At 50.1% G+C, this 19,832-nt stretch carries 18 protein-coding genes and 1 pseudogene; 14 read left to right on the top strand and 5 right to left on the bottom strand.

Annotation, left to right across the window (positions count from 1 at the left end; all coding sequences use genetic code 11):
- Positions 1–86 precede the first annotated feature (86 nt).
- Positions 87–965: a LysR family transcriptional regulator gene (locus tag E8E00_RS07905; protein WP_069590163.1), complete on the top strand. Its 879-nt coding sequence runs from the start codon at positions 87–89 to the stop codon at positions 963–965.
- A 138-nt stretch (positions 966–1,103) separates the two neighbouring features.
- Positions 1,104–2,030 carry a YeiH family protein gene (locus E8E00_RS07900; RefSeq protein ID WP_096627986.1) on the top strand — a complete coding sequence of 309 codons (927 nt, stop codon included), beginning with the start codon at positions 1,104–1,106 and terminating at the stop codon, positions 2,028–2,030.
- A gap of 20 nt (positions 2,031–2,050) precedes the next feature.
- Here E8E00_RS07900 and E8E00_RS17155 read toward each other — a convergent pair whose 3' ends face one another.
- A complete protein-coding gene (locus tag E8E00_RS17155) occupies positions 2,051–2,197 on the bottom strand; it encodes a hypothetical protein (RefSeq protein WP_155522538.1) in 147 nt (48 codons plus the stop codon).
- A gap of 270 nt (positions 2,198–2,467) precedes the next feature.
- On the opposite strand from E8E00_RS17155, the pseudogene E8E00_RS07895 reads away from it, so the two are divergent.
- The 4 genes and pseudogenes from E8E00_RS07895 to E8E00_RS07880 all read left to right on the top strand — a co-directional run.
- Positions 2,468–3,100, top strand: a pseudogene (locus tag E8E00_RS07895) (cation transporter); the annotation flags it as partial.
- 321 nt (positions 3,101–3,421) lie between these two features.
- Positions 3,422–3,868: a GNAT family N-acetyltransferase gene (locus E8E00_RS07890; protein WP_096627989.1), complete on the top strand. Its 447-nt coding sequence runs from the start codon at positions 3,422–3,424 to the stop codon at positions 3,866–3,868.
- 22 nt (positions 3,869–3,890) lie between these two features.
- Positions 3,891–5,102 carry an L-2-hydroxyglutarate oxidase gene (lhgO, locus tag E8E00_RS07885; protein WP_096627992.1) on the top strand — a complete coding sequence of 404 codons (1,212 nt, stop codon included), beginning with the start codon at positions 3,891–3,893 and terminating at the stop codon, positions 5,100–5,102.
- Positions 5,103–5,173: 71 nt separating this feature from the next.
- Positions 5,174–6,193 carry a S66 peptidase family protein gene (locus E8E00_RS07880; RefSeq protein ID WP_096627995.1) on the top strand — a complete coding sequence of 340 codons (1,020 nt, stop codon included), beginning with the start codon at positions 5,174–5,176 and terminating at the stop codon, positions 6,191–6,193.
- A 7-nt stretch (positions 6,194–6,200) separates the two neighbouring features.
- Here E8E00_RS07880 and E8E00_RS07875 read toward each other — a convergent pair whose 3' ends face one another.
- The gene (locus E8E00_RS07875; protein ID WP_096631355.1) at positions 6,201–6,839 is read right to left on the bottom strand and encodes an NAD(P)-dependent oxidoreductase; all 639 of its coding nucleotides are present in this window, start codon (positions 6,837–6,839) and stop codon (positions 6,201–6,203) included.
- Positions 6,840–6,946: 107 nt separating this feature from the next.
- On the opposite strand from E8E00_RS07875, the gene E8E00_RS07870 reads away from it, so the two are divergent.
- The gene (locus tag E8E00_RS07870) at positions 6,947–7,864 is read left to right on the top strand and encodes a LysR family transcriptional regulator (RefSeq protein WP_096627998.1); all 918 of its coding nucleotides are present in this window, start codon (positions 6,947–6,949) and stop codon (positions 7,862–7,864) included.
- Here E8E00_RS07870 and E8E00_RS07865 read toward each other — a convergent pair.
- Both E8E00_RS07865 and E8E00_RS07860 read right to left on the bottom strand, forming a co-directional pair.
- Positions 7,788–9,401, bottom strand: coding sequence for an ABC-F family ATP-binding cassette domain-containing protein (locus E8E00_RS07865; RefSeq protein WP_096628001.1), 1,614 nt, complete (start codon positions 9,399–9,401; stop codon positions 7,788–7,790). The genes E8E00_RS07870 and E8E00_RS07865 overlap by 77 nt on opposite strands.
- 248 nt (positions 9,402–9,649) lie before the next feature.
- Positions 9,650–10,156 (bottom strand): SCP2 domain-containing protein, encoded by a 507-nt coding sequence (locus E8E00_RS07860; protein WP_069590181.1) that lies wholly within the window; start codon positions 10,154–10,156, stop codon positions 9,650–9,652.
- A gap of 219 nt (positions 10,157–10,375) precedes the next feature.
- Here E8E00_RS07860 and E8E00_RS07855 point away from each other — a divergent pair, with 219 nt between their 5' ends.
- Genes E8E00_RS07855 through E8E00_RS07835 form a run of 5 tightly spaced genes read left to right on the top strand, consistent with a single transcriptional unit; the run spans position 10,376 to position 14,546 of the window.
- Entirely contained in the window at positions 10,376–11,371 is a 996-nt protein-coding gene (locus E8E00_RS07855) for a peptidase U32 family protein (protein WP_096628004.1), read from the top strand.
- Positions 11,372–11,380: 9 nt separating this feature from the next.
- On the top strand, positions 11,381–12,256 hold the full coding sequence (locus E8E00_RS07850) for a U32 family peptidase (protein ID WP_096628006.1): 876 nt from the start codon (positions 11,381–11,383) through the stop codon (positions 12,254–12,256).
- A gap of 46 nt (positions 12,257–12,302) precedes the next feature.
- Positions 12,303–13,631 (top strand): anaerobic C4-dicarboxylate transporter, encoded by a 1,329-nt coding sequence (locus tag E8E00_RS07845; protein ID WP_096628009.1) that lies wholly within the window; start codon positions 12,303–12,305, stop codon positions 13,629–13,631.
- A gap of 28 nt (positions 13,632–13,659) precedes the next feature.
- Entirely contained in the window at positions 13,660–14,151 is a 492-nt protein-coding gene (locus E8E00_RS07840; protein WP_096628012.1) for a GNAT family N-acetyltransferase, read from the top strand.
- Positions 14,148–14,546: a VOC family protein gene (locus tag E8E00_RS07835; RefSeq protein WP_096628015.1), complete on the top strand. Its 399-nt coding sequence runs from the start codon at positions 14,148–14,150 to the stop codon at positions 14,544–14,546. The genes E8E00_RS07840 and E8E00_RS07835 overlap by 4 nt, the downstream gene beginning before the upstream one ends.
- 83 nt (positions 14,547–14,629) lie before the next feature.
- Here the strand turns inward: E8E00_RS07835 and E8E00_RS07830 are convergent, their stop codons facing one another.
- On the bottom strand, positions 14,630–15,547 hold the full coding sequence (locus E8E00_RS07830; protein ID WP_077457506.1) for a hypothetical protein: 918 nt from the start codon (positions 15,545–15,547) through the stop codon (positions 14,630–14,632).
- Positions 15,548–16,034: 487 nt separating this feature from the next.
- On the opposite strand from E8E00_RS07830, the gene katG reads away from it, so the two are divergent.
- Entirely contained in the window at positions 16,035–18,212 is a 2,178-nt protein-coding gene (katG, locus tag E8E00_RS07825; RefSeq protein ID WP_136588376.1) for a catalase/peroxidase HPI, read from the top strand.
- A gap of 181 nt (positions 18,213–18,393) precedes the next feature.
- Entirely contained in the window at positions 18,394–19,761 is a 1,368-nt protein-coding gene (gene dcuC, locus E8E00_RS07820) for an anaerobic C4-dicarboxylate transporter DcuC (RefSeq protein ID WP_096628018.1), read from the top strand.
- Positions 19,762–19,832: the final 71 nt, after the last annotated feature.

Raw genomic sequence — 19,832 nt, 5'->3', positions numbered from 1 at the left:
TCGCCGCGCGTCCAAGAGCGCTGACAAGCGGTAATAGCGCTTTGTGTCTTTGCCGCACTCCGGTAGGATAGCGAGAGGAGGGCGGCATGAATCTAACCCAAATTGATGCGTTTTGTGCAGTCGCAGAGACCGGCTCAGTGTCTGAAGCTGCACGTCAGCTGGATGTGAATCGTTCACGATTGAGTATGGCGATTAAAGCGCTAGAACAATCACTTAACGCCGAATTGTTTTATCGCACCGGTAACCGTCTAACCCTGTCGGAAATCGGCAAAGCTGTGTACAAAGATTTCGAGAGCATATCGGTCACGGCGGCACGTATTCGTCGTACGTGCGAGCAAGCGAATGCGGGCTTTAATGCTGAAGTGTGGATTGCGCGTGATGATGCGATCCCCGATCAACTTTGGCAGGACTGGGCGCACCAGCTAAACAAGCGCTTTACCGCGACGTCCTTCAACCTCGTGTTAGCGTCGAGCGGTGACCTGGCCAATTTGGTTGAAACGCAACAAGTCGATTTTGCCTTTGGAGTAGATTACGAGCGGATTGACGATCCGCGCATCAACTATCAACCGCTGGGTAAAATTCGCATGATGTCGGTGTGCAACAGTGAGCACCCGTTGAGTCGATTGCGTCGAGTCAGTGATGATCAATTGCGTAATGCCATGCAAGCGGTAATGGTCTATCTCAATGAAAAAGACAATCCCGAGCTTCAACCTTTCTCACGCCGCTACATTGGCTTTTCGAGCTTTGAATATATGCTCAATACCATCTTACAAGAAGAAGCGTGGGGCGTGTTGCCTGAGCCGCTTATCCGGCAATACTTGCGAGAACAGCGCTTAGCAGTGATCAAACATACCTATGGTTTGACCCAAGAAGACTATTGTCTATTCACCGCCTCGGGCATGGCCGAGCATCCGGGAATCCAATGGCTGAGTGATAGCATTACCAACTACTTGTTTGATTTCTAAATACACGGCTCGATAAGTGGTTTTTCAATAGGTTGCGATATAGGTTAAGAAAAACTTAACTTAGGTTAAAAAGTTTAAGATTTTCTGAACACCTACCGAGCGCTACAATGCCGTCACTGATTTTTACTGAGCATCATTATGACCGCATACACGCGTTATCTTCCTTTTTCATTGGCTGTGTTAGCCTGTTTAACCCCTTGGGTAAGCTCGCCGATCGCTCTGGTGCTGGGCTTTTTGTTAACCTCCTTGGGGTGGGTACCAAGCGCAATCCCCCTCACCAAAATCACCAAAAAATTGCTGGCTTATTCGATTGTGGGTCTAGGGTTTGGTATCCCACTGCAAGAGGCGCTCGCCGTGACAGGCGATGGGATAGGGCTGATTATTGCCACCATTGCAGGCACGCTGATTTTTGGCACATTACTGGCCAAACTTATGGGACTGGATAAAAAGACCGGTCACCTGATTGCCTCAGGTACTGCGATTTGTGGCGGCAGTGCAATCGCAGCTGTCTCTCCCGCTATCAACGCGGATGATAAACAAATTGGTCTGGCGTTAGGCACGGTGTTTGTGTTGAATTCATTGGCGCTGTTTGTGTTTCCTATGGTAGGACATGCGCTGGGGCTAGATCAGCACACGTTTGGAACCTGGGCGGCGATCGCGATTCATGATACGTCATCGGTGGTGGGCGCGGCGTCCGCTTATGGTGAGCAAGCACTAACGACCGCGACCACCCTCAAACTTGCGCGCGCATTATGGATTGTGCCTGTGGCGTTTGTCAGCGCACTCATGTTTCGCAGCCACGCTAAAAAAATCACGATTCCGTACTTTATCGTTTTCTATTGTCTGGCGATTGGTATCAGTGATGTCTTTGTCCAAGCGCAACCTATCTATGAAGTGATTTTCGCCATTTCAAAGCAAGTATTAGTGGTGTGTTTATTCTTAATCGGCTGCAGTATTTCTTTTACCCAGCTACGCACGGCAGGCCCTAAGCCTTTACTGTTTGGTGTTGCGCTGTGGGTGATTATCTCCTGTACATCGCTTGCTTGGCTGCTGCTCGCTGCCTAGTCTCCATCGTTGCCTCAGGTTCACTCATGCGGCGTGTCCTGAGGTAAACGTAATACCGCGACCAACAGAAACGCACTGAGTGCCGCACCAAACTGCCACCATCCTGTGCTGGTTATCGCGAGGAAAAGCTGCAAGCTAATTGCCGCGAGTAACACGCCTTTTCTCATCTTCTTAGTCCATAAAGAATCTAAATTTAGATTTAGTATGCGTAAAAGTTATATGCAAGCAAAATGCGATTTAGCGCTATCTCATAACTAAAATTTGTTTAGAACACTCACTGTCAGAAATATTGACAGTTACTTTTTCTTGTAACTAATTGAAATAATATGATTTTTATTTGACGCCTAACAGAGTGATGAAAATGTCAGCAAGTTCGTGTTTGTAAAGCGGCGCAGTAGCACCAAGAATATGTGCGTGTTTTCTACTTTTGGTGTTTTATGTCTCCTCAAAACGTGATCAATGAAAAGTCAGTATTAGTGTTTTCGGCCCTTCTCGCATTGGGGTTTGCCATCGCCGGCCTTGCCGTTGGATGGATTGCTGGCTCTTTAGTGATTATGTTCGACGGTATCTACTCGTTGATTAGTCTAGTGTTAACTTTGTTGTCACTGGGGGCGTCATGGTATATCCACTCGCGTTACGCACGGCCGATCACACGTGCGCTGCTTACTCCGCTTGTTGTCGCCATTAAAGGCGCTGTGATTATGTTGTTGGTGAGTTATTCTCTGTATGAAGCGGTCTCTTCCTTGGTCGAAGGCGGACGTGCGGTTAATCCGTCATTGGCGGTGCTATTTGGTATTGTCAACGTGGTGGGCTGTGGCTACGGATGGTGGATGATTGCACGTAAAAACCAAGCAGGGCAAAGCCAGTTAGTAGAGGCGGAATCGCGCCAGTGGCAAATGGACACCTTATTAAGTCTGGCGGTCACCTTGGGCTTTCTAGGTGCTTGGTTAGTGGCGCATTCACCTTGGTCGGATTATGCGGTTTATGCAGATCCCATGATGATGGTGTTGATGTCGTTCTATTTCATCAAAGTGCCATTCGTCATGGTGCGTAACGCGTTAAAAGAGCTCGCGCCTGTTACAGTAAAGTGGTATCGCACCCGCTCAATGGCGTAATCGGAACATGACGCAATACGGACCTACCCAAACGATCCTATATCCGTGCAGGGGTCGATAGAGGCTGAGGCGGCGTTTAGCCGCCTTATTTATGTCACCTTATGCACTATAACTTTTTTAATTGGCTTTCATATTAACCTAGATACTGTGAACGATTTCAACGTAGTGTGACGGTATACATTTTGTTCTTTATGCTCGTCTGTTGAGGTGTTGACAGCAGAACGTCGCGACGGCGCTTACACTGAAAAGTAACCAAAACGCTGTAGTAGAGAGAGAATGTTGCATATAGCAAAAGCGGAGTTAAATGATCTAGACGCCCTCATGGTGTTATTTGACCAGTACCAGCGCTGGCTTGCGATTCGTCCTCCGCTCAGCCAAACAAGGGCGTTTACTGAGCAACGGTTGTGCGAGCAAGACACGTGTATATTGACCGCTTCTTACCAATCCTCCATGGTGGGATTTGTCCACCTAACGCCTTTGTATTCATTGGCGAGGGCGCGCCGTGGCTTAATTATTAACGATTTGTACGTGCAGCCGGATTCACGGCGACAAGGTGTCGCGCGGGCGTTAATCTCGCACACTCTCAAGGAGGCTCGTGCCCGCCAAGCCGCTTGCTTATTGCTACAAACCCATCAAAGCAACCATGCCGCTCATCATCTTTTTGAATCTTTTGGTTTTATTTGCGACGTTAGCCAGTATTATTTTCTGGACGTGACCGATTAACGGGTGACGAAAGGAGTAGCTAATGGCGTACGATTTTGTGGTCGTTGGGGGCGGTATCGTCGGCGTAGCCACCGCTTGGCAGTTGCAACAGCGATATCCAAACAAACGCACTCTATTGATAGAAAAAGAGCCTGCTTTGGCCCAACATCAAACGGGCCATAATAGCGGCGTAATCCATGCTGGCGTGTATTATCCGCCCGGTAGTTTGAAAGCGGATTTTTGTAAGCGTGGCGCTGCTGCCACCAAAGCTTTTTGTGAGCAAGAGGGCATTCCTTATAAGCAGTGTGGCAAGTTAATCGTCGCGACCACAGAGACAGAGCTGGCGAGGATGCATGATTTGTATCAACGTTGTTTGCTTAATGAGATCGAGTGTGAGTGTTGGGATGCCCAACAACTCGCCAGCGCTGAGCCGAATGTGCGTGGTTTAGGCGCGATCTATGTCAAAGCGACCAGTGTTGTGGATTATGCTCAAGTGACAGAAAAAATGGCCGGACGCTTTGTCGCAGCTGGTGGGCACCTCGTGCTAAATACTCAAGTGACGAAGCTACACGAAGACCACGACGGTGTGGTGATTGATACCCAATCGCAGGGAGAGTCGCACCGTTATCACGCGGAATTTTTAGTTGTTTGTGCCGGTTTGATGGCTGATCGCATGGCGAAGCTGCAAGGGTTAGCGACATCGTTTCAAATCATCCCCTATCGCGGCGAATATTATCAACTAGCGGAAAAGCATCGTGAGTTAGTGTCGCATTTGATCTATCCAGTACCGGATCCAGATTTGCCTTTCTTGGGCGTCCATGTCACGCGGATGGTTGATGGTGGTTTGACGGTAGGCCCAAATGCCGTTCAGGGCTGGAAACGCGAGGGGTATGCGACATACAATTTTAGTTGGCGTGATACGCTTGATATGCTGCGTTTTCGCGGATTTTGGCGAGTCACTGCAGCGAATCTGCGCACCGGTATAAAAGAATGGTGGAATGCGCATTATAAACCGGGATACCTCAAGCAGGTTCGTAAGTATTGCCCGTCAATTCAATTGGATGATTTACACCCTTATCCAGCCGGTATTCGTGCCCAAGCGGTGTTGAATAGCGGTGAGCTGGTGGGCGATTTCCTCTTCGTTCGATCTGCACGCAGTCTCCATGTGTGTAACGCCCCATCGCCAGCCGCGACCTCAGCCATGCCAATTGCCGAACACATTTGTCAGACTATCAGTACGCCACCCAGCGATTAATCGGCGGAGTATTGTGACTATCTCGTCCAGATGATTTAATGGCGGGGAGGTAAAATATCAAGGATGACAATATGTTATTGCCACCATCTCTTAAAAAAGGCGAGACAATTGGCTTTTTCTCGCCATCATCACCAGCCACCGTATTTGCGCCCCAACGATTTGAACGCGCGATGGACTATGTCAAAGCACAAGGCTTTGAACTGAAGACGGGAGCATTGACAGGGCAATCGGATCACTATCGCTCAGGCTCGATCAAGGCGCGTGCAGAAGAGCTCAACCAGCTGATCCGTGATCCGAATGTGCGCTGCATCATGTCGACGATTGGTGGAATGAACAGCAATGCTTTACTTCCCTATATCGATTATGCCGCTTTGGCTGATGATCCTAAGATTATCGTGGGTTATTCGGACCTCACTGCTTTACTGCTCGGTATCTATGCCAAAACGGGATTAATCACGTTTTATGGGCCAGCATTAGTGGCGTCTTTAGGGGAGTTTCCGCCACTGGTTGATGAAACCTTTGATGCGTTTCGAGCCGTAACAACTGAGAATGTAACGCTGCCGATGACCTATAAAATGCCTGCCCAATGGACGGATGTCATGATTGATTGGGGCGAACAGACAGAGGCAAAACCGACCTATGAGAATGCATGGCAATTTATGGGTAAAGGTCAGGTAAATGGGCGTATTATCGGTGGCAACCTCAATACGCTGAATGGGATCTGGAGAACGCCTTATATGCCAGCGATTGAAACAGGCGATATTCTGCTGATTGAGGACTCTTTGTTGGATATTGCCACGGTTGAGCGCTCACTCGCACACCTAAAACTGGCCGGAGTCTTTGATACGGTAGGCGCGGTGTTACTTGGTAAACACGAGCTGTTTGATGACAAAGGAACGGGACGTTCAACCTATAACGTTCTTGAAGAAATACTCGATGGGAAGCCGCTCGCTGTGGTTGATGGTTTTGACAGTTGCCATACGCATCCGATGTTAACCATACCTTTGGGGGCTCAAGCCTGTATTGATTTTGATGCCCAGACGGTCTCACTCACGCAACCTTGGTTGGCGGGTGAGCACGCTGGGCAATGAGCTTGGATTAGTAAGCCACACCGATACGTTGGCGACGGTGGGCGCCACTTTCCAGTTCGTCGATCATCGCGATAGCATAGTCAGCAACGCTGATTTTGCTGTCACCATGGTCATCGGTAAGCAAGGTATCCGCGCCAACGCGATAGCGGCCTATTTTGTCGCCCGGGAAAATCTCCGCAGCAGGGCTGACGAACGTCCAATCTAGGGTATGGGCGTGTTCACGGAATACCTTCAAAGCGTCGCCTTGAGCGAGCGCTTCTGCTTTATAAGCGTCAGGGAAGTCGGGCAGGCTGACCAGCTCGACTCCCGGTGAAACTTCTAGCGAGCCAGCACCGCCGACCCAAAGTAAACGTTTGACGTTAGCCGCGGGTAATTCGTCAATTAAGCGCTTAGCGCTGTTTGCCACCATCTCATGGTTGCCTGCAGCGCGCCCGCCCACGGCGGCAATGACTGCATCAGCGTCAGCAACGGCCTGTTGTACAGAGTGATGGTTATTCAGCAAGTCGAATTGACGCACCTCGGCATCGTTGCGGGTCACTTTTTCTGGCTGACGGACAAGAGCGATAACCTCATGCCCACGATGACGCGCTTCTTCGACGATTTGGCTACCGATCCAACCTGTTGCACCAATAATTGCGATTTTCATATTGTCTTCCTCATGCTGTGATTGCTTGGATGGATGTAGCTTATTAGCTTCCATTTATTGGATAAACAATCATAATAGATACAGTTTGTATCAATTAAAGAGACAATATGGATAGGCTTACGGCAATACGTAGTTTTGTAGAAGTGGCCAATTGCAAAAGCTTTACGCGGGCGGCCGAACAACTTGGGCTAACGCGTTTGCAAGTTTCAAGGCATGTGCAAGAGGTCGAGCAATGGCTTGCGCAGCGTCTGTTGCATCGAACAACGCGTAAAGTCAGCTTAACGTATGCCGGTGAGCAAGCCTATGGTCATTGCCAGCGTATTTTAGACGAAGCGGCGGCGTTAACGTTGACGACTGGACGATTACACGGTGCCTTAACCGGTCGTATTCGAGTCGCTGCGCCAATCGGCTTAGCGCAAGGGATCCTTGTTGCGCCAGTAACGCAATTTACCGATGCGCATCCAGAGGTCGTGATTGAAGTGATTGCCTCCGACCAATTTACGCCCTTAGTAGATGAGCGGGTCGATATTGCGCTGCGCTTTACACCTCAGCCGGATGAGCATTTAATTGCCCGCAAACTCATGGCCATCGATTCTATCGTGTGTGCGTCACCAGCATATATAGCCCACGCGTCCCAGCCTAATCACCCGAGCGATCTCATTGATCACCCGTGCTTGATTCATGTCAGCGGTGATCATTGGCAGTTTATTAAAGACAGTCGCCGAGAAGAGATAAGAGTGAGTGGGCCGATTCACGCCAACGACTTAGGCACCTTGGTCAATGCGGCGCGAATGGGAAAAGGGATTGTCCGTGTGCCATGTGATTTAGCCAATCCCTATGTGGAGCAGGGGGAGTTAATACCTTTGCTGACCGATTATCGCTTACCGCCCAGTGCACTGTGGGCGGTCTATTTATCGCGTAGTTATCAACAGCCTGTCGTGCGCCACTTTATCGATCACTTGGCAAGCTGCTGGCAGCATGATATCCAAGCTCCCATTGGTGGGTCAGATGCAGCGCATCAGTAAAGGCATCGTCATGGCTGACCAATATATAGGCACCTTGATAATGATTAAGCGCGTCGACCAGTGCGTGTTTGGCTGAGATGTCAAGATGATTGTCTGGCTCATCCAACAGTAATAGTGGCTGGGCGTGCTGGTGGGCTACCGCTAACATCGCCACTTTCATCTTTTCGCCACCGCTTAAACTATCAATCGTTTGATAAACGCGATCGCTACGTAACCCCAAGCTAGCAAGGCAGGTTCGAGCATCCGACTCTGACAAGTCGCTATGATGGCGCAAACACGATAGCAGTGTTTGTTTGGGATCCAGTAGTGAGAAGTGTTGATCTAGATACACACAGTCACCGACAACGTCGATTGAGCCGCTGACAGGCGCGTGATGACCCATTAATGTCCGCAGTAACGTGGATTTTCCTGCACCGTTTCTCCCTGTTAGTAGCCAATGCTCCCCCGCGTAGACAGACCAATCAAGCGGTTCAGTGTGTCCGAATGGTAACTGACACTGGGTGGCTTTTATAAGCCGTCGCCGTTTCATTGGCTCTGAGTGATGCATATACAGCGTTGGGTTGTTTTCCGGAAGCTGCGTATCCAACGCGTCGAGTTGCTTTTGGTAACGCTTAAGTTGCTGAGAAAATTGTGTTTTCGCTCGAGACTTAGCGTCTTGCGCACTTTCTTTTTGACCATCTAGGACCAACTTTGCCTGACTTGATTTCTTACGTAACTGTTTGCCTTTTGCTTCGCGCTTCTGTGCCTTTTCAGCGCTTTGCTGCTGTTGACGTAACACCTGTTTATACTGTTGATTCAGGTGCGTGCGTTTCGCGATGAGTGCTTCCTGTTCTTGCCGTTGTGTGCGAATGAAGTCGTCATAGTTGCCCGTGTATTTTGCGATACCTTGTGGTGTTAAAGCATAGATAGCTCGCATATGGCGAAGTAACTGTTGGTCGTGACTCACTGTGATCACTAACCCAGGATAGTTTTCGATCCAGCTTACGAGCTTATGACGCGCAGCGCGATCTAGATGATTACTCGGTTCATCGAGTAATACGATATGCGCTTGGGAGTGAAAAACGCGATACAAACTCAACAAGGTTAATTGGCCACCGCTAAGCTCATGCAAAGGCGCTGACAAAGCGGCATCAATACCTAACCGGGTCAGTGTTGCCTGATAGCGTTCGGCGATATCCCAGTCATCATTTACTTGCTCATAATGTGTTGGGTCGACGCTTCCAGCCTCTATGGCCGACAACGCATGAAGCTTTTCGCTGATGCCAAGTACTTCAGCCAATGTTTGTGTCTTTGGGGCGGTAGTATGCTGTGATAGGTAAGCAATATCGCCATCGCGTTGTACATGGCCTGAATAATGAATTCCTTGCGCGGATGGCAACGTATGACCTGCCAACAGCGCGAGGAGGAGTGATTTTCCGGTGCCATTATCTCCCACAAGGCCAATGGGGCCGTGATCAAAGGTGATAGAGACAGGTTCAAACAATACTCGCCCATCGGGCAGCGTCACGCTGAGATCATGTGTAATAAGGTAAGGCATAAGGCCTCCTTTATGTAAAGCAACACAAAGGGGCGGCGGTATGTGCTACACAGAAAACCTGCGTAGAGACAGTTTGGCAATAGAGAAAACGTAAGCCCAGTGACCATGAATACCGACTAACCCCAAGATACCGAATATAAAAACGGTGTAATGAGTGTTAGTTGTTCATTGGCACAGACTCCGCTAAAGGAAGGAAACAGAACTATATAATAGGCGACTGGGCGTCTGCAACCCCAGCCGCTCGTGCACTACAACGCGAGTTTAGTGAGGTAGTGATGGCTTAACGTCAGTGAGCGTGCCAGCGGCTTGGGTAGGGTGTCGATTTCGAGGCTATCAAGCAGGTTTTTCACATGCAGCCCAAGTTCGGTATCACCACTGATACTGAGTTGGCGCTGGAAAAACAGCGTATCCGGATCGCAATAGTGGGTCGCCATTTTTAAAAACGCTAACCAATCTCCCTCGATACTGGCGTCTTCTTCCCCAGACAAGCGGACCAATAATTGGTTGTCTTCGTTCAGCGACACGAACCAATTCGCGTTGAGATCGCGCAATCCAATGCGAATGGTACGGCCAGCAAGAAAGTCGAACTCGTCCTCTGCCAGAGGCACCGCAAAAGCGGTATTCATGACTTTGGTCAGCATCTGAGCTTGCAGCCCATGTGGTAACTGAGTGATGGCTTTTAGCCCCGGTGTAATCAGGTTGGGCTGAGGCAGTGGCAGGGCAAGGGGTTGTTGGGTGATTGGGTTAACGAGCATTTGGCTTTCCTTTGGTGCCAATGGTTGATTGCCACTAGAGTAGCGAGATTGAATGCTTCGTCATTGGATCCGAGTCAAAAATGAGAGGAGTTTTTGTGCCAACAGCGTCATTTATCGCGATTTTTATCATCATGGATAAGTGAGCTTGATGCACATCAACCCCCCACATTGGCAATGCCCTTATCTTAGCCGGACAATCATAAAATGGAATGCAATGTTATGGAGCTCCTTTGTCCGGCGGGCAATATTCCGGCGGTTAAAAAAGCGATCGAACATGGCGCCGATGCAGTGTATGTCGGCTTAAAAGATGATACCAATGCGCGACATTTTGCGGGGCTGAACTTTACCGACAGCAAATTGCAGCGTGCCAGTCAGTATGTACATGACCACGGCAAAGACTTGCACGTTGCCATTAACACCTTTGCTCATCCTGATGGTTGGCGCCGTTGGCAATATGCGATTGATAGCGCCGCCGGAAATGGCGCTGATGCGCTGATCCTCGCTGACATGGCCTGTTTAGATTACGCCGCCAACACCTATCCCGATTTGGATATACACCTTTCTGTTCAAGCATCCGCCACCAACGCTGGTGCAATCCGTTTCTATCAGCAGCAATATGGCGTTAAAAGGGTGGTATTGCCGCGGGTGCTGTCTCTTCATCAGGTTAAACAACTGGCACGCGATACCAACGTCGATTTAGAGGTATTCGCCTTCGGCAGCCTGTGCATTATGGCCGAAGGGCGCTGCTATTTATCGTCTTATCTTACTGGCCAATCGCCCAATACCGTGGGCGCTTGCTCGCCGGCGGCATTCGTGCGCTGGCAAGATACTGAGCAAGGGCTGGAGTCGCGCTTAAATGGCGTCTTGATTGATCGGTACCAAGCCGATGAAAAAGCGGGGTATCCCACCCTGTGCAAAGGTCGTTTCTGTGTTGACGGCAACCGCTATCACGCACTGGAAGAGCCCACCAGTTTGAACACCTTAAGTGTCCTGCCTGAGCTTTATCGCGCCGGGATCAAATCGGTCAAAATCGAAGGTCGTCAGCGCAGTCCTGCGTATGTGGAGCAAGTTGCACGGGTATGGCGTCAAGCGATTGATCGCTGTGTTGCAAACCCTGATGCGTTTGATATTGCACCGGATTGGGCACACTCGCTCGATAGTCTTTCTGAAGGGGTGCAAACCAGTTTGGGTGCTTACCATCGCAAGTGGCAATAAGGAATTATGATGCAATTTTCTCTCGGGCCGATCTTGTATTACTGGCCCAAGGCTGAGGTTGAAGCCTTTTATCAAGCGGCAGGAGACAGCCAAGCTGATGTGATTTATCTCGGTGAAACCGTCTGTGCCAAGCGGCGAGAGCTGAAAACCAAAGACTGGATCGGGCTCGCGCGTGAGTTGGCTGAGTCTGGTAAACAAGTGGTGCTGTCGACCATGGCGCTGATTGAAGCGCCCTCAGAGCTGAGCATGCTAAAACGCTACTGTGACAATGATGATATTCGCATTGAAGCGAATGACGTGAGCGCGGTGCAGTTTTTAAGTGAGCGTCGGCAGCCCTTTGTGGTGGGGGCCGCTATCAACTGCTATAACCCACAAACATTAAAGCAATTTGTCGACTTAGGCATGACACGCTGGGTGATGCCGGTGGAGCTTTCGCGCGATTGGTTGGTGAATATGTTGAACGGCTGCGATGCACTGGGTATTCGCGACCAGTTTGAGGTGGAGGTGACTGGCTATGGTTACTTACCACTGGCTTATTCAGCACGCTGTTTTACCGCGCGCTCAGAAAACCGTGCCAAAGATGACTGCGAGCTGTGCTGCCTCAACTACCCCAATGGACGGTTAACCGAGTCACAAGAAGGGCAAGCGGTCTTTGTGCTGAATGGCATTCAAACTCAGTCTGGGCAGTGCGCGAATCTCATTAACGATTTACCGTCGATGCAAGGGCTGGTGGATGTGGTGCGGTTAAGTCCACTGTCGCTTGACACCTTGCACTGGGTAGACAAATTCCGTGCTAACCAAGCAGGCAATAACCCGCTACCGCTTAACCACGATTGCAACGGCTATTGGCACCACTTGGCAGGCATGACACAAGTTCTAGGCTAAACGCATAACAAAAACAGCCTGCGTAGTCGGGTAGAGAGGTGAGGGTATGTTGTATTTAGAGTTCTTGTTCTTACTGCTAATGCTGTACATCGGCTCCCGATACGGGGGCATTGGGCTGGGCGTGGTCTCAGGGATTGGCTTGGTCATCGAAGTGTTTATCTTCCAGATGCCGCCAACGTCACCGCCCGTGACCGTGATGCTGATTATTCTTGCGGTCGTCACCTGCGCCTCTATCTTGGAAGCGGCAGGTGGCCTTAAGTATATGCTGCAAGTGGCCGAGCGATTATTGCGTAAAAATCCAAAACGCGTCACCTTGATAGCACCGTTTGTCACCTATGCCATGACCTTTATGCTTGGTACCGGTCACGCGGTGTATTCCATTATGCCGATTATCGGTGATGTCGCACTGAAAAATGGTATTCGTCCGGAACGCCCAATGGCGGCGGCGTCAGTTGCCTCTCAAATCGCGATTACGGCCTCGCCGATTTCTGCTGCGGTGGTGTATTACCTTGCACAGCTTGCCGATATTCAACATGACGTTACGTTAGTCTCGATTTTGTTGGTGACTGTCCCCGCCACCTTGTTCGGTACCTTGCTGATGTCTCTGTATAGCTTGCGCCGCGGCAAAGAGCTGGATGACGATCCGGATTACCAAGCGCGCTTACAAGACCCCGAATGGCGCGAACGTATCGAAAATACCACCGCGACCTCGTTAGATGAGGTATTACCCCGTTCCGCGCGCAATGCGGTGTTACTGTTCATCAGTGCCATCGTTACCATTGTGATTATCGCGATGTGGCCAGAAATTCGTACGGTAGCTGGGGCGAGTAAGGCCATCAGCATGTCGGTGGTTATTCAAATGATGATGCTCTGCTTTGGCGGGATCATCTTACTGGCGACCAAAACGGATCCGCGTAATGTGCCGAATGGCGTGGTGTTTAAATCTGGGATGGTAGCGGCCATTGCTATCTTCGGGATTGCTTGGATGTCAGACACTTACTTCCAATACGCGATGCCGCAATTTAAGTCGGGAATTGTGGAGATGGTCACTCAATATCCGTGGTCTTTTGCACTTGCCTTGTTTATCGTGTCAGTGGTTGTTAACTCGCAAGCCGCGACCGCACGGATGATGTTGCCGGTGGGTCTTGGGTTAGGGCTCGAACCTGCGCTGCTTATCGGTATTATGCCGGCCGTGTATGGGTACTTCTTTATTCCCAACTATCCTTCAGATATTGCGACAGTGAATTTTGATGCATCCGGCACCACCAAAATTGGTAAATGGTATTTCAACCATTCATTTATGGCGGTCGGCTTAATTGGCGTGGTGAGCGCTTGTGCGCTCGGTTATGTATTAGGGCAGATTTTTATCGCCTAATACACAAAAGGATTTAAAGGACACAAGGATGCAAGTGAGACGTGCCTCGGTTGAGGACTTGGATGCCATCTTCGCTCTAAATGTACAAATTGGTGACATGCACCATCAACATGCGCCGCATCTGTTTGCAACGCCTGGCCCAAGCGGTCGGGCGTTTTTGCAGCAAGCGCTGCAAGAAGAGGATAAGTACTTTTGGGTGGCAGAGCATCAAAACAAAGTGATTGGCTTTTTGTCGGCAAGGCTGGAGTCGTTTGTACACATTCCTCATCTGGTCGATGATCCCATGTGTCATGTGAATACCATTGTGGTTGACCGTGATGCGCGTGGAACCGGCGCGGGCAAAGCGTTAATGGCTGCGTGTACCCAATGGGCGAAAGATAATCATGCCACTGTGATTAAACTAGAAGTGATGACGTTTAATCAGGATGCGCAGGCGTTTTACCATGCGCTGGGGTTTTCCCCAGACTCTATCACCATGATGCAAACATTGAATTGCGAGCCGGAGGAGCCAGCACAATGATTGATAAAGACACCGTGATGCGGGTGGCACGACCCACTGACAATTTAGCCGACATTACTAACATGTATTGTGATGGGCTGGGGTTTGAGCTATTGGCGACGTTTTCTGGGCATAATGATTTTGATGGTGCCATTATTGGTCACCCACATCACAACTATCACCTTGAATTCACCCATCATCGCGGCACCCATGTCGGTCCAGCACCGTCACAGGAAAACCTGTTGGTCTTTTACTTGCCGGATCACGCTGCGTGGCAGACTGCGTGTCAACAAATTGAAGCCGCTGGGTTTAAACCTGTACCGAGTTACAATAGCTACTGGGATAAAGACGGGCGTACCTTTGAAGATCTAGACGGTTATCGAGTGGTACTACAAAACCGTAAGTGGGCGTATTAAACACGGCAAGCCAACAATCGACTTGCCGTGTTACCTACAGATGGGCCAATACTCCCTCGTTGAATAAAGGGAGCAGAGGGTGATTACTTGATCGCGTCCGCTTCTTGTTTTTGACGTGCGCGATGTGCCGGACCAAAGCAGAATTGAATTTGGTCTGCGCTCGGTGACGCGGGCGTTGTAGTGCCATCCAGCCAGTCGTCCCAGCTTTTCACAAATTTATCGGCGAGCTTCTCCGCGGCACTTTCATTCCACAGGCCACCTTTAAAGGTCAATTCCATGACATTTACAGTGATCTCAGTTTTGTACTGGTCTTTAGGCGCACCTTTACCTGAGCTGTGACTGCGCTCCATCATCATAAAGGTTTGCTGAATACCGACGACAATGTCCGTCCCAGTCGCGTTCATGGTGTTTTGGACAAACAAGGTTTTGGTGTTTTGGGTATTCACTCGGCTAGTACACGCCTTGGCAAGGTTCACAATACTGTTTTTAATCAGCGGAACATCTTGCTCGGTGATCCCATCATAGAGGCCAACGACTTTATCAATCAGAGAGTTGTAGTTCTCTTCTTCGTAATGCACCGTGGTGCGCTCTGATTGGGTGACATTAAAAAAGGGCACTTTAAGAATGGAGCTCACAAACTCCTGAAACCCTTCGGCATTCTTGTCATTATCTGGATCTAGCGGATTCCAGCCGGTGCGGCTTTGAGCTAAGCCTAAAATGCTCGACACCGCGTTACCGGTAGATTCGGTGAGCAAGCGAACAATTTCACTGTGATTGCCAGCGCTAATAGCATCATCCAATTTCTTACCTTGCGCCGATTCTGTTTGCGCATTTTTACCGGCACCGATGGTGTTTTGACCTGATACTGTGCTGTCGCCATCGCGCGGCACTGCAAAGAGCGCGCTGTGCTGCAGTTGCTGTTGGTTAGAAACCAAATGTTGGTGGTTATTCAGCCAAGTATCAAATTGGGATGTCAGGTTTTGTGCATCTGAAGCGTTCATAATTGTGTTCCTAATTGCGACAATGTGAATCGTGATTGAATGAGCTTCAATCGCTTAGGGCAACAACAAAATCCTGCCTGCAAAATTAGGCTAGTCTGCTTTGTTTTATTTTCCATCAGGTGACGAAGATAATCTTCTTTGGGGGATGAGAGTCTACCTTTAAGTACTGAAATATAATGCCTTTTTATTGACATTGATTTGACGCAGTCATGCTGCCGTTGTGTTTTGATGACAACACAAGGCGTTAGGAAATGGCGTGTCTATTTATCAATGCATTAGCAGTGTGGCATTAAGCGTATGCTGACTGGTAACTGTGGTGTCAGCAATCACAGTAATTGGCAAAACAGATTAGCGCGGATGTCTCATGCGTATTAACGTTGTATTAGTCGGGACAATCATGCACTTCGCCTGATTGCCTATTAACGCAATGCGCAAGCTGATTCGCTGTGAAGAAAGCTTGTCGAACAATAAGAGCAAGGAGAAAGCAATGTCTCAACAACGCTCAACGTCAGGTGGTCAGTGCCCTGTCATGCACGGCAGCAAAACCTCGGAAGCGATGGCACACAAAACCTGGTGGCCAAACGCGCTAAACCTCGACATTCTTCATCAACATGACAGTAAAACCTCCCCCTTTGATGATGATTTCGATTATCACGCCGCGCTTAAAACCCTCGATATCGATGCATTAAAAAAGGACGTGAAAGCGTTACTGACCGAGAGTCAGTCTTGGTGGCCCGCCGATTGGGGTCATTATGGCGGCTTGATGATCCGCATGGCATGGCACTCCGCGGGGAGCTATCGCATTGCTGACGGTCGCGGTGGCGGTGCCACCGGTAATCAACGTTTTGCGCCTTTAAACTCATGGCCGGATAACGCCAACCTCGATAAGGCCCGCCGCCTGTTGTGGCCGATTAAGAAAAAATATGGCAACAAAATTAGCTGGGCAGATTTGATCTTGCTGGCGGGGACGATGGCGTATGAATCGATGGGCTTAAAACCCTATGGGTTTGCATTTGGCCGCGAGGATATTTGGCACCCTGAGAAAGATACCTATTGGGGCGCCGAGAAAGAATGGCTGGCGCCAAGTGATGCTGAGAACAGCCGCTACTCTGGTGAACGCGATCTGGAAAATCCATTGGCAGCGGTGATGATGGGGCTGATTTATGTCAACCCAGAAGGGGTGGATGGCCATCCGGATCCGCTCAAAACCGCACAAGATATGCGTGTCACCTTCGAGCGTATGGCGATGAACGATGAAGAAACGGTTGCGCTCACCGCCGGTGGCCATACTGTCGGTAAGTGTCACGGCAATGGTGATGCGGAACAGCTCGGCCCCGAGCCGGAAGGTGCAGCGATTGAAGAGCAAGGCTTAGGATGGAACAACCACCAAGCACGTGGCATTGGTCGCGATACGGTCACCAGTGGTATTGAAGGGGCGTGGACCACCCATCCCACGCAATGGGATAACGGCTACTTTTATCTGTTGTTTAACTACGAGTGGGAATTGAAGAAAAGCCCAGCAGGCGCGTGGCAGTGGGAGCCCATCGACATCAAAGAAGAAGATAAACCTGTCGATGTGGAAGACCCCTCTATTCGTCGTAATCCCATCATGACGGATGCCGACATGGCACTCAAGATGGACCCAACCTATCGCAGCATTGCGGAGCGTTTTTATCAACATCCCGAGCAGTTAGCGGATGCCTTTGCTAAAGCTTGGTTTAAACTCACGCACCGCGACATGGGGCCTAAATCGCGCTATATCGGCCCAGATGTGCCAAGTGAAGACTTGATTTGGCAAGATCCTGTACCGGCAGGACGCACCGACTATGACGTCGCGGCGGTAAAAGCGGATATTGCCAACAGTGATCTGACACTGGCAGAGAAAGTGACGACCGCATGGGATAGTGCGCGAACTTATCGGCAATCCGATAAACGGGGTGGGGCGAACGGCGCGCGGATCCGCCTAGCGCCGCAAAAAGATTGGCAAGGGAACGAGCCGGAGCGTCTAGCGAAAGTGGTTAACGTGCTGAGCAATATAGCCCAGAAGCACCAGATTAGTTTGGCCGACACCATCGTGCTGGCGGGCAACCAAGGCATTGAAGAAGCGGCGAAAGCGGCTGGCTTCCCCGTCGACGTTCCCTTTGCACCCGGACGTGGTGATGCCACGCTTGAGCAGACTGATGTGGCGTCGTTTGAGGTGTTAGAACCGGTTGCAGATGGATTCCGCAACTGGCTGAAAAAAGACTACACCGTCCAGCCTGAAGAGTTACTGCTCGATCGTGCCCAATTGATGGGACTCACGGCCCCTGAAATGACGGTGCTACTGGGAGGAATGCGCGTACTGGGTACCAATTATGGCGCTGCGCCGGAAGGCGTGCTGACTGACCGAGTGGGCCAGCTAAGTCATGACTTTTTTGTCAACCTGACAGACATGGCGTATCAATGGAAACCCGTCGGCCGCAACCGCTATGAAATCATTGCACGCGATTCTGGCGCGGTGAAGTGGACGGCAAGTCGCGTCGACTTAGTGTTTGGCTCTAATTCAATTTTGCGCGCTTATGCCGAGTTTTACGCGCAAGATGACAACCAAGCCAAGTTTGTACACGATTTTGTGGCGGCGTGGGCGAAAGTGATGAATGCTGACCGTTTTGATCTCCACCACTAGCCGATAACCTAATCAAGACAAACTGTGATCGCCAAGCCGCCTTTTATTGAGAGGCGGCTTTTTATTTGTCTTAAATCAAGTCAGGGTTTGGTTCTTGTCGTGCTACAGGCAGGGGTTTAGTACAGTGAGCTGAGTAAATTCCATCCCATTCTTTTATCTTTATCATCTGGCGGAGTGAATTATGCTAGAACTGCTCATTGGGCTTGTTGTAACAGTGGCTGTGGGCTACTTCATTGTCAAAGGTTATCGTGCTGCAAGCACCTTGCTAACCGCAGGGATTTTATTACTGATTATCACCGGGTTAATCGGGCACAGTGTGCTGCCGGATAAATTAACGTCAACGGGGAATCTGTTTACTGACTCGCTGGAATACGTGAAATACATGCTGCAATACCGGGGTGGTGGCCTCGGGATGCAAATTATGTTGTTGTGCGGCTTTGCTGCCTATATGTCGCATATTGGTGCCAACAACGTCGTGGTGAAACAGTTCTCTAAGCCGCTATCGGTGATCAAGTCACCCTATGTGCTGCTGGTGGCGGCTTACATCGTGGCCTGTTTGATGTCGCTGGCGGTCAGCTCTGCCACTGGGTTAGGTGTCCTTCTGATGGCCACCTTGTTCCCGATGATGACCGCGATGGGCATTTCTCGTCCTGCTGCCACCGCGGTGTGTGCATCTCCCGCTGCTATTATCTTGTCACCCACGTCGGGCGATGTGGTAATTGCGGCGGAAAAATCCGGGTTGCCTCTCCATGTGTTTGCGGTCGAAACCGTATTGCCGGTCTCTATTTGTGCGATCATCGTGATGGCCGCCGCGGCTTACTTTTGGAATAAATATCTGGATAACAAAGAAAACACGCCGATGGAGCGTGTGGATGTCTCTGAGATAGAAACGCACGCGCCTGCTTATTACGCAGTGTTGCCGTTTTTACCCATTATCGGGGTGTTCCTATTTAATGGGAAAACCATTGAGGGGCTATATCTTGATATTTATACCATCGTAGTCTTGTCGATCTTTTTGGGGGCATTGGTGGACTTTGCGACCAAGAAATTTGATGGCAGAAGAACGCTAGAAGACCTCGATGCTTGCTATGAAGGCATGGCAGACGCCTTTAAAGGCGTCGTGATGCTGTTGGTGGCTGCTGGCGTATTTGCCCAAGGCTTGATGTCGATTGGTGCGATTGACAACTTATTGGGCCTAGCGGAAAGTGCGGGCGCAGGCGGTATCGCGCTGATGATGTTGCTAACCCTGCTCACTGTGGCGGCAGCGATTGCGACCGGGTCGGGCAATGCACCTTTCTATGCGTTTGTCGAACTCGCGCCCTCGTTAGCCGCGAAGATGGGGCTTAACCCAGCCTTTTTGATTATCCCCATGTTGCAAGCATCTAATTTAGGCCGCACGGTTTCGCCTGTATCGGGAGTGATCGTGGCGACATCTGGGATGGCAAAACTCAGCCCGTTTGAGGTGGTTAAACGCACCTCGGTACCAGTTATCTGCGGGTTAATTACCGTGATTATTGGCACGCTTGTATTGGTGCCGATGATGGCGTAACGTCACAAGACATGGAAAGCCCGCGTGCAAGTGCTCGCGGGCTTTTTTAATCGTATCGCACTATAGGCCAA

The sequence above is a fragment of the Salinivibrio sp. YCSC6 genome (assembly GCF_004916735.1).
Classification (GTDB): Bacteria; Pseudomonadota; Gammaproteobacteria; order Enterobacterales; family Vibrionaceae; genus Salinivibrio; species Salinivibrio proteolyticus.
The sequence above is the reverse complement of the archived record's forward strand: the minus strand, read 5'-3'. Positions and strand labels throughout refer to the sequence as shown.

Coding starts and splice junctions, on each gene's coding strand:
- E8E00_RS07905 (WP_069590163.1), top strand. CDS start 87: ATGAATCTAACCCAAATTGATGCGTTTTGTGCAGTCGCAGAGACCGGC.
- E8E00_RS07900 (WP_096627986.1), top strand. CDS start 1,104: ATGACCGCATACACGCGTTATCTTCCTTTTTCATTGGCTGTGTTAGCC.
- E8E00_RS17155 (WP_155522538.1), bottom strand. CDS start 2,197: ATGAGAAAAGGCGTGTTACTCGCGGCAATTAGCTTGCAGCTTTTCCTC.
- E8E00_RS07890 (WP_096627989.1), top strand. CDS start 3,422: ATGTTGCATATAGCAAAAGCGGAGTTAAATGATCTAGACGCCCTCATG.
- lhgO (WP_096627992.1), top strand. CDS start 3,891: ATGGCGTACGATTTTGTGGTCGTTGGGGGCGGTATCGTCGGCGTAGCC.
- E8E00_RS07880 (WP_096627995.1), top strand. CDS start 5,174: ATGTTATTGCCACCATCTCTTAAAAAAGGCGAGACAATTGGCTTTTTC.
- E8E00_RS07875 (WP_096631355.1), bottom strand. CDS start 6,839: ATGAAAATCGCAATTATTGGTGCAACAGGTTGGATCGGTAGCCAAATC.
- E8E00_RS07870 (WP_096627998.1), top strand. CDS start 6,947: ATGGATAGGCTTACGGCAATACGTAGTTTTGTAGAAGTGGCCAATTGC.
- E8E00_RS07865 (WP_096628001.1), bottom strand. CDS start 9,401: ATGCCTTACCTTATTACACATGATCTCAGCGTGACGCTGCCCGATGGG.
- E8E00_RS07860 (WP_069590181.1), bottom strand. CDS start 10,156: ATGCTCGTTAACCCAATCACCCAACAACCCCTTGCCCTGCCACTGCCT.
- E8E00_RS07855 (WP_096628004.1), top strand. CDS start 10,376: ATGGAGCTCCTTTGTCCGGCGGGCAATATTCCGGCGGTTAAAAAAGCG.
- E8E00_RS07850 (WP_096628006.1), top strand. CDS start 11,381: ATGCAATTTTCTCTCGGGCCGATCTTGTATTACTGGCCCAAGGCTGAG.
- E8E00_RS07845 (WP_096628009.1), top strand. CDS start 12,303: ATGTTGTATTTAGAGTTCTTGTTCTTACTGCTAATGCTGTACATCGGC.
- E8E00_RS07840 (WP_096628012.1), top strand. CDS start 13,660: ATGCAAGTGAGACGTGCCTCGGTTGAGGACTTGGATGCCATCTTCGCT.
- E8E00_RS07835 (WP_096628015.1), top strand. CDS start 14,148: ATGATTGATAAAGACACCGTGATGCGGGTGGCACGACCCACTGACAAT.
- E8E00_RS07830 (WP_077457506.1), bottom strand. CDS start 15,547: ATGAACGCTTCAGATGCACAAAACCTGACATCCCAATTTGATACTTGG.
- katG (WP_136588376.1), top strand. CDS start 16,035: ATGTCTCAACAACGCTCAACGTCAGGTGGTCAGTGCCCTGTCATGCAC.
- dcuC (WP_096628018.1), top strand. CDS start 18,394: ATGCTAGAACTGCTCATTGGGCTTGTTGTAACAGTGGCTGTGGGCTAC.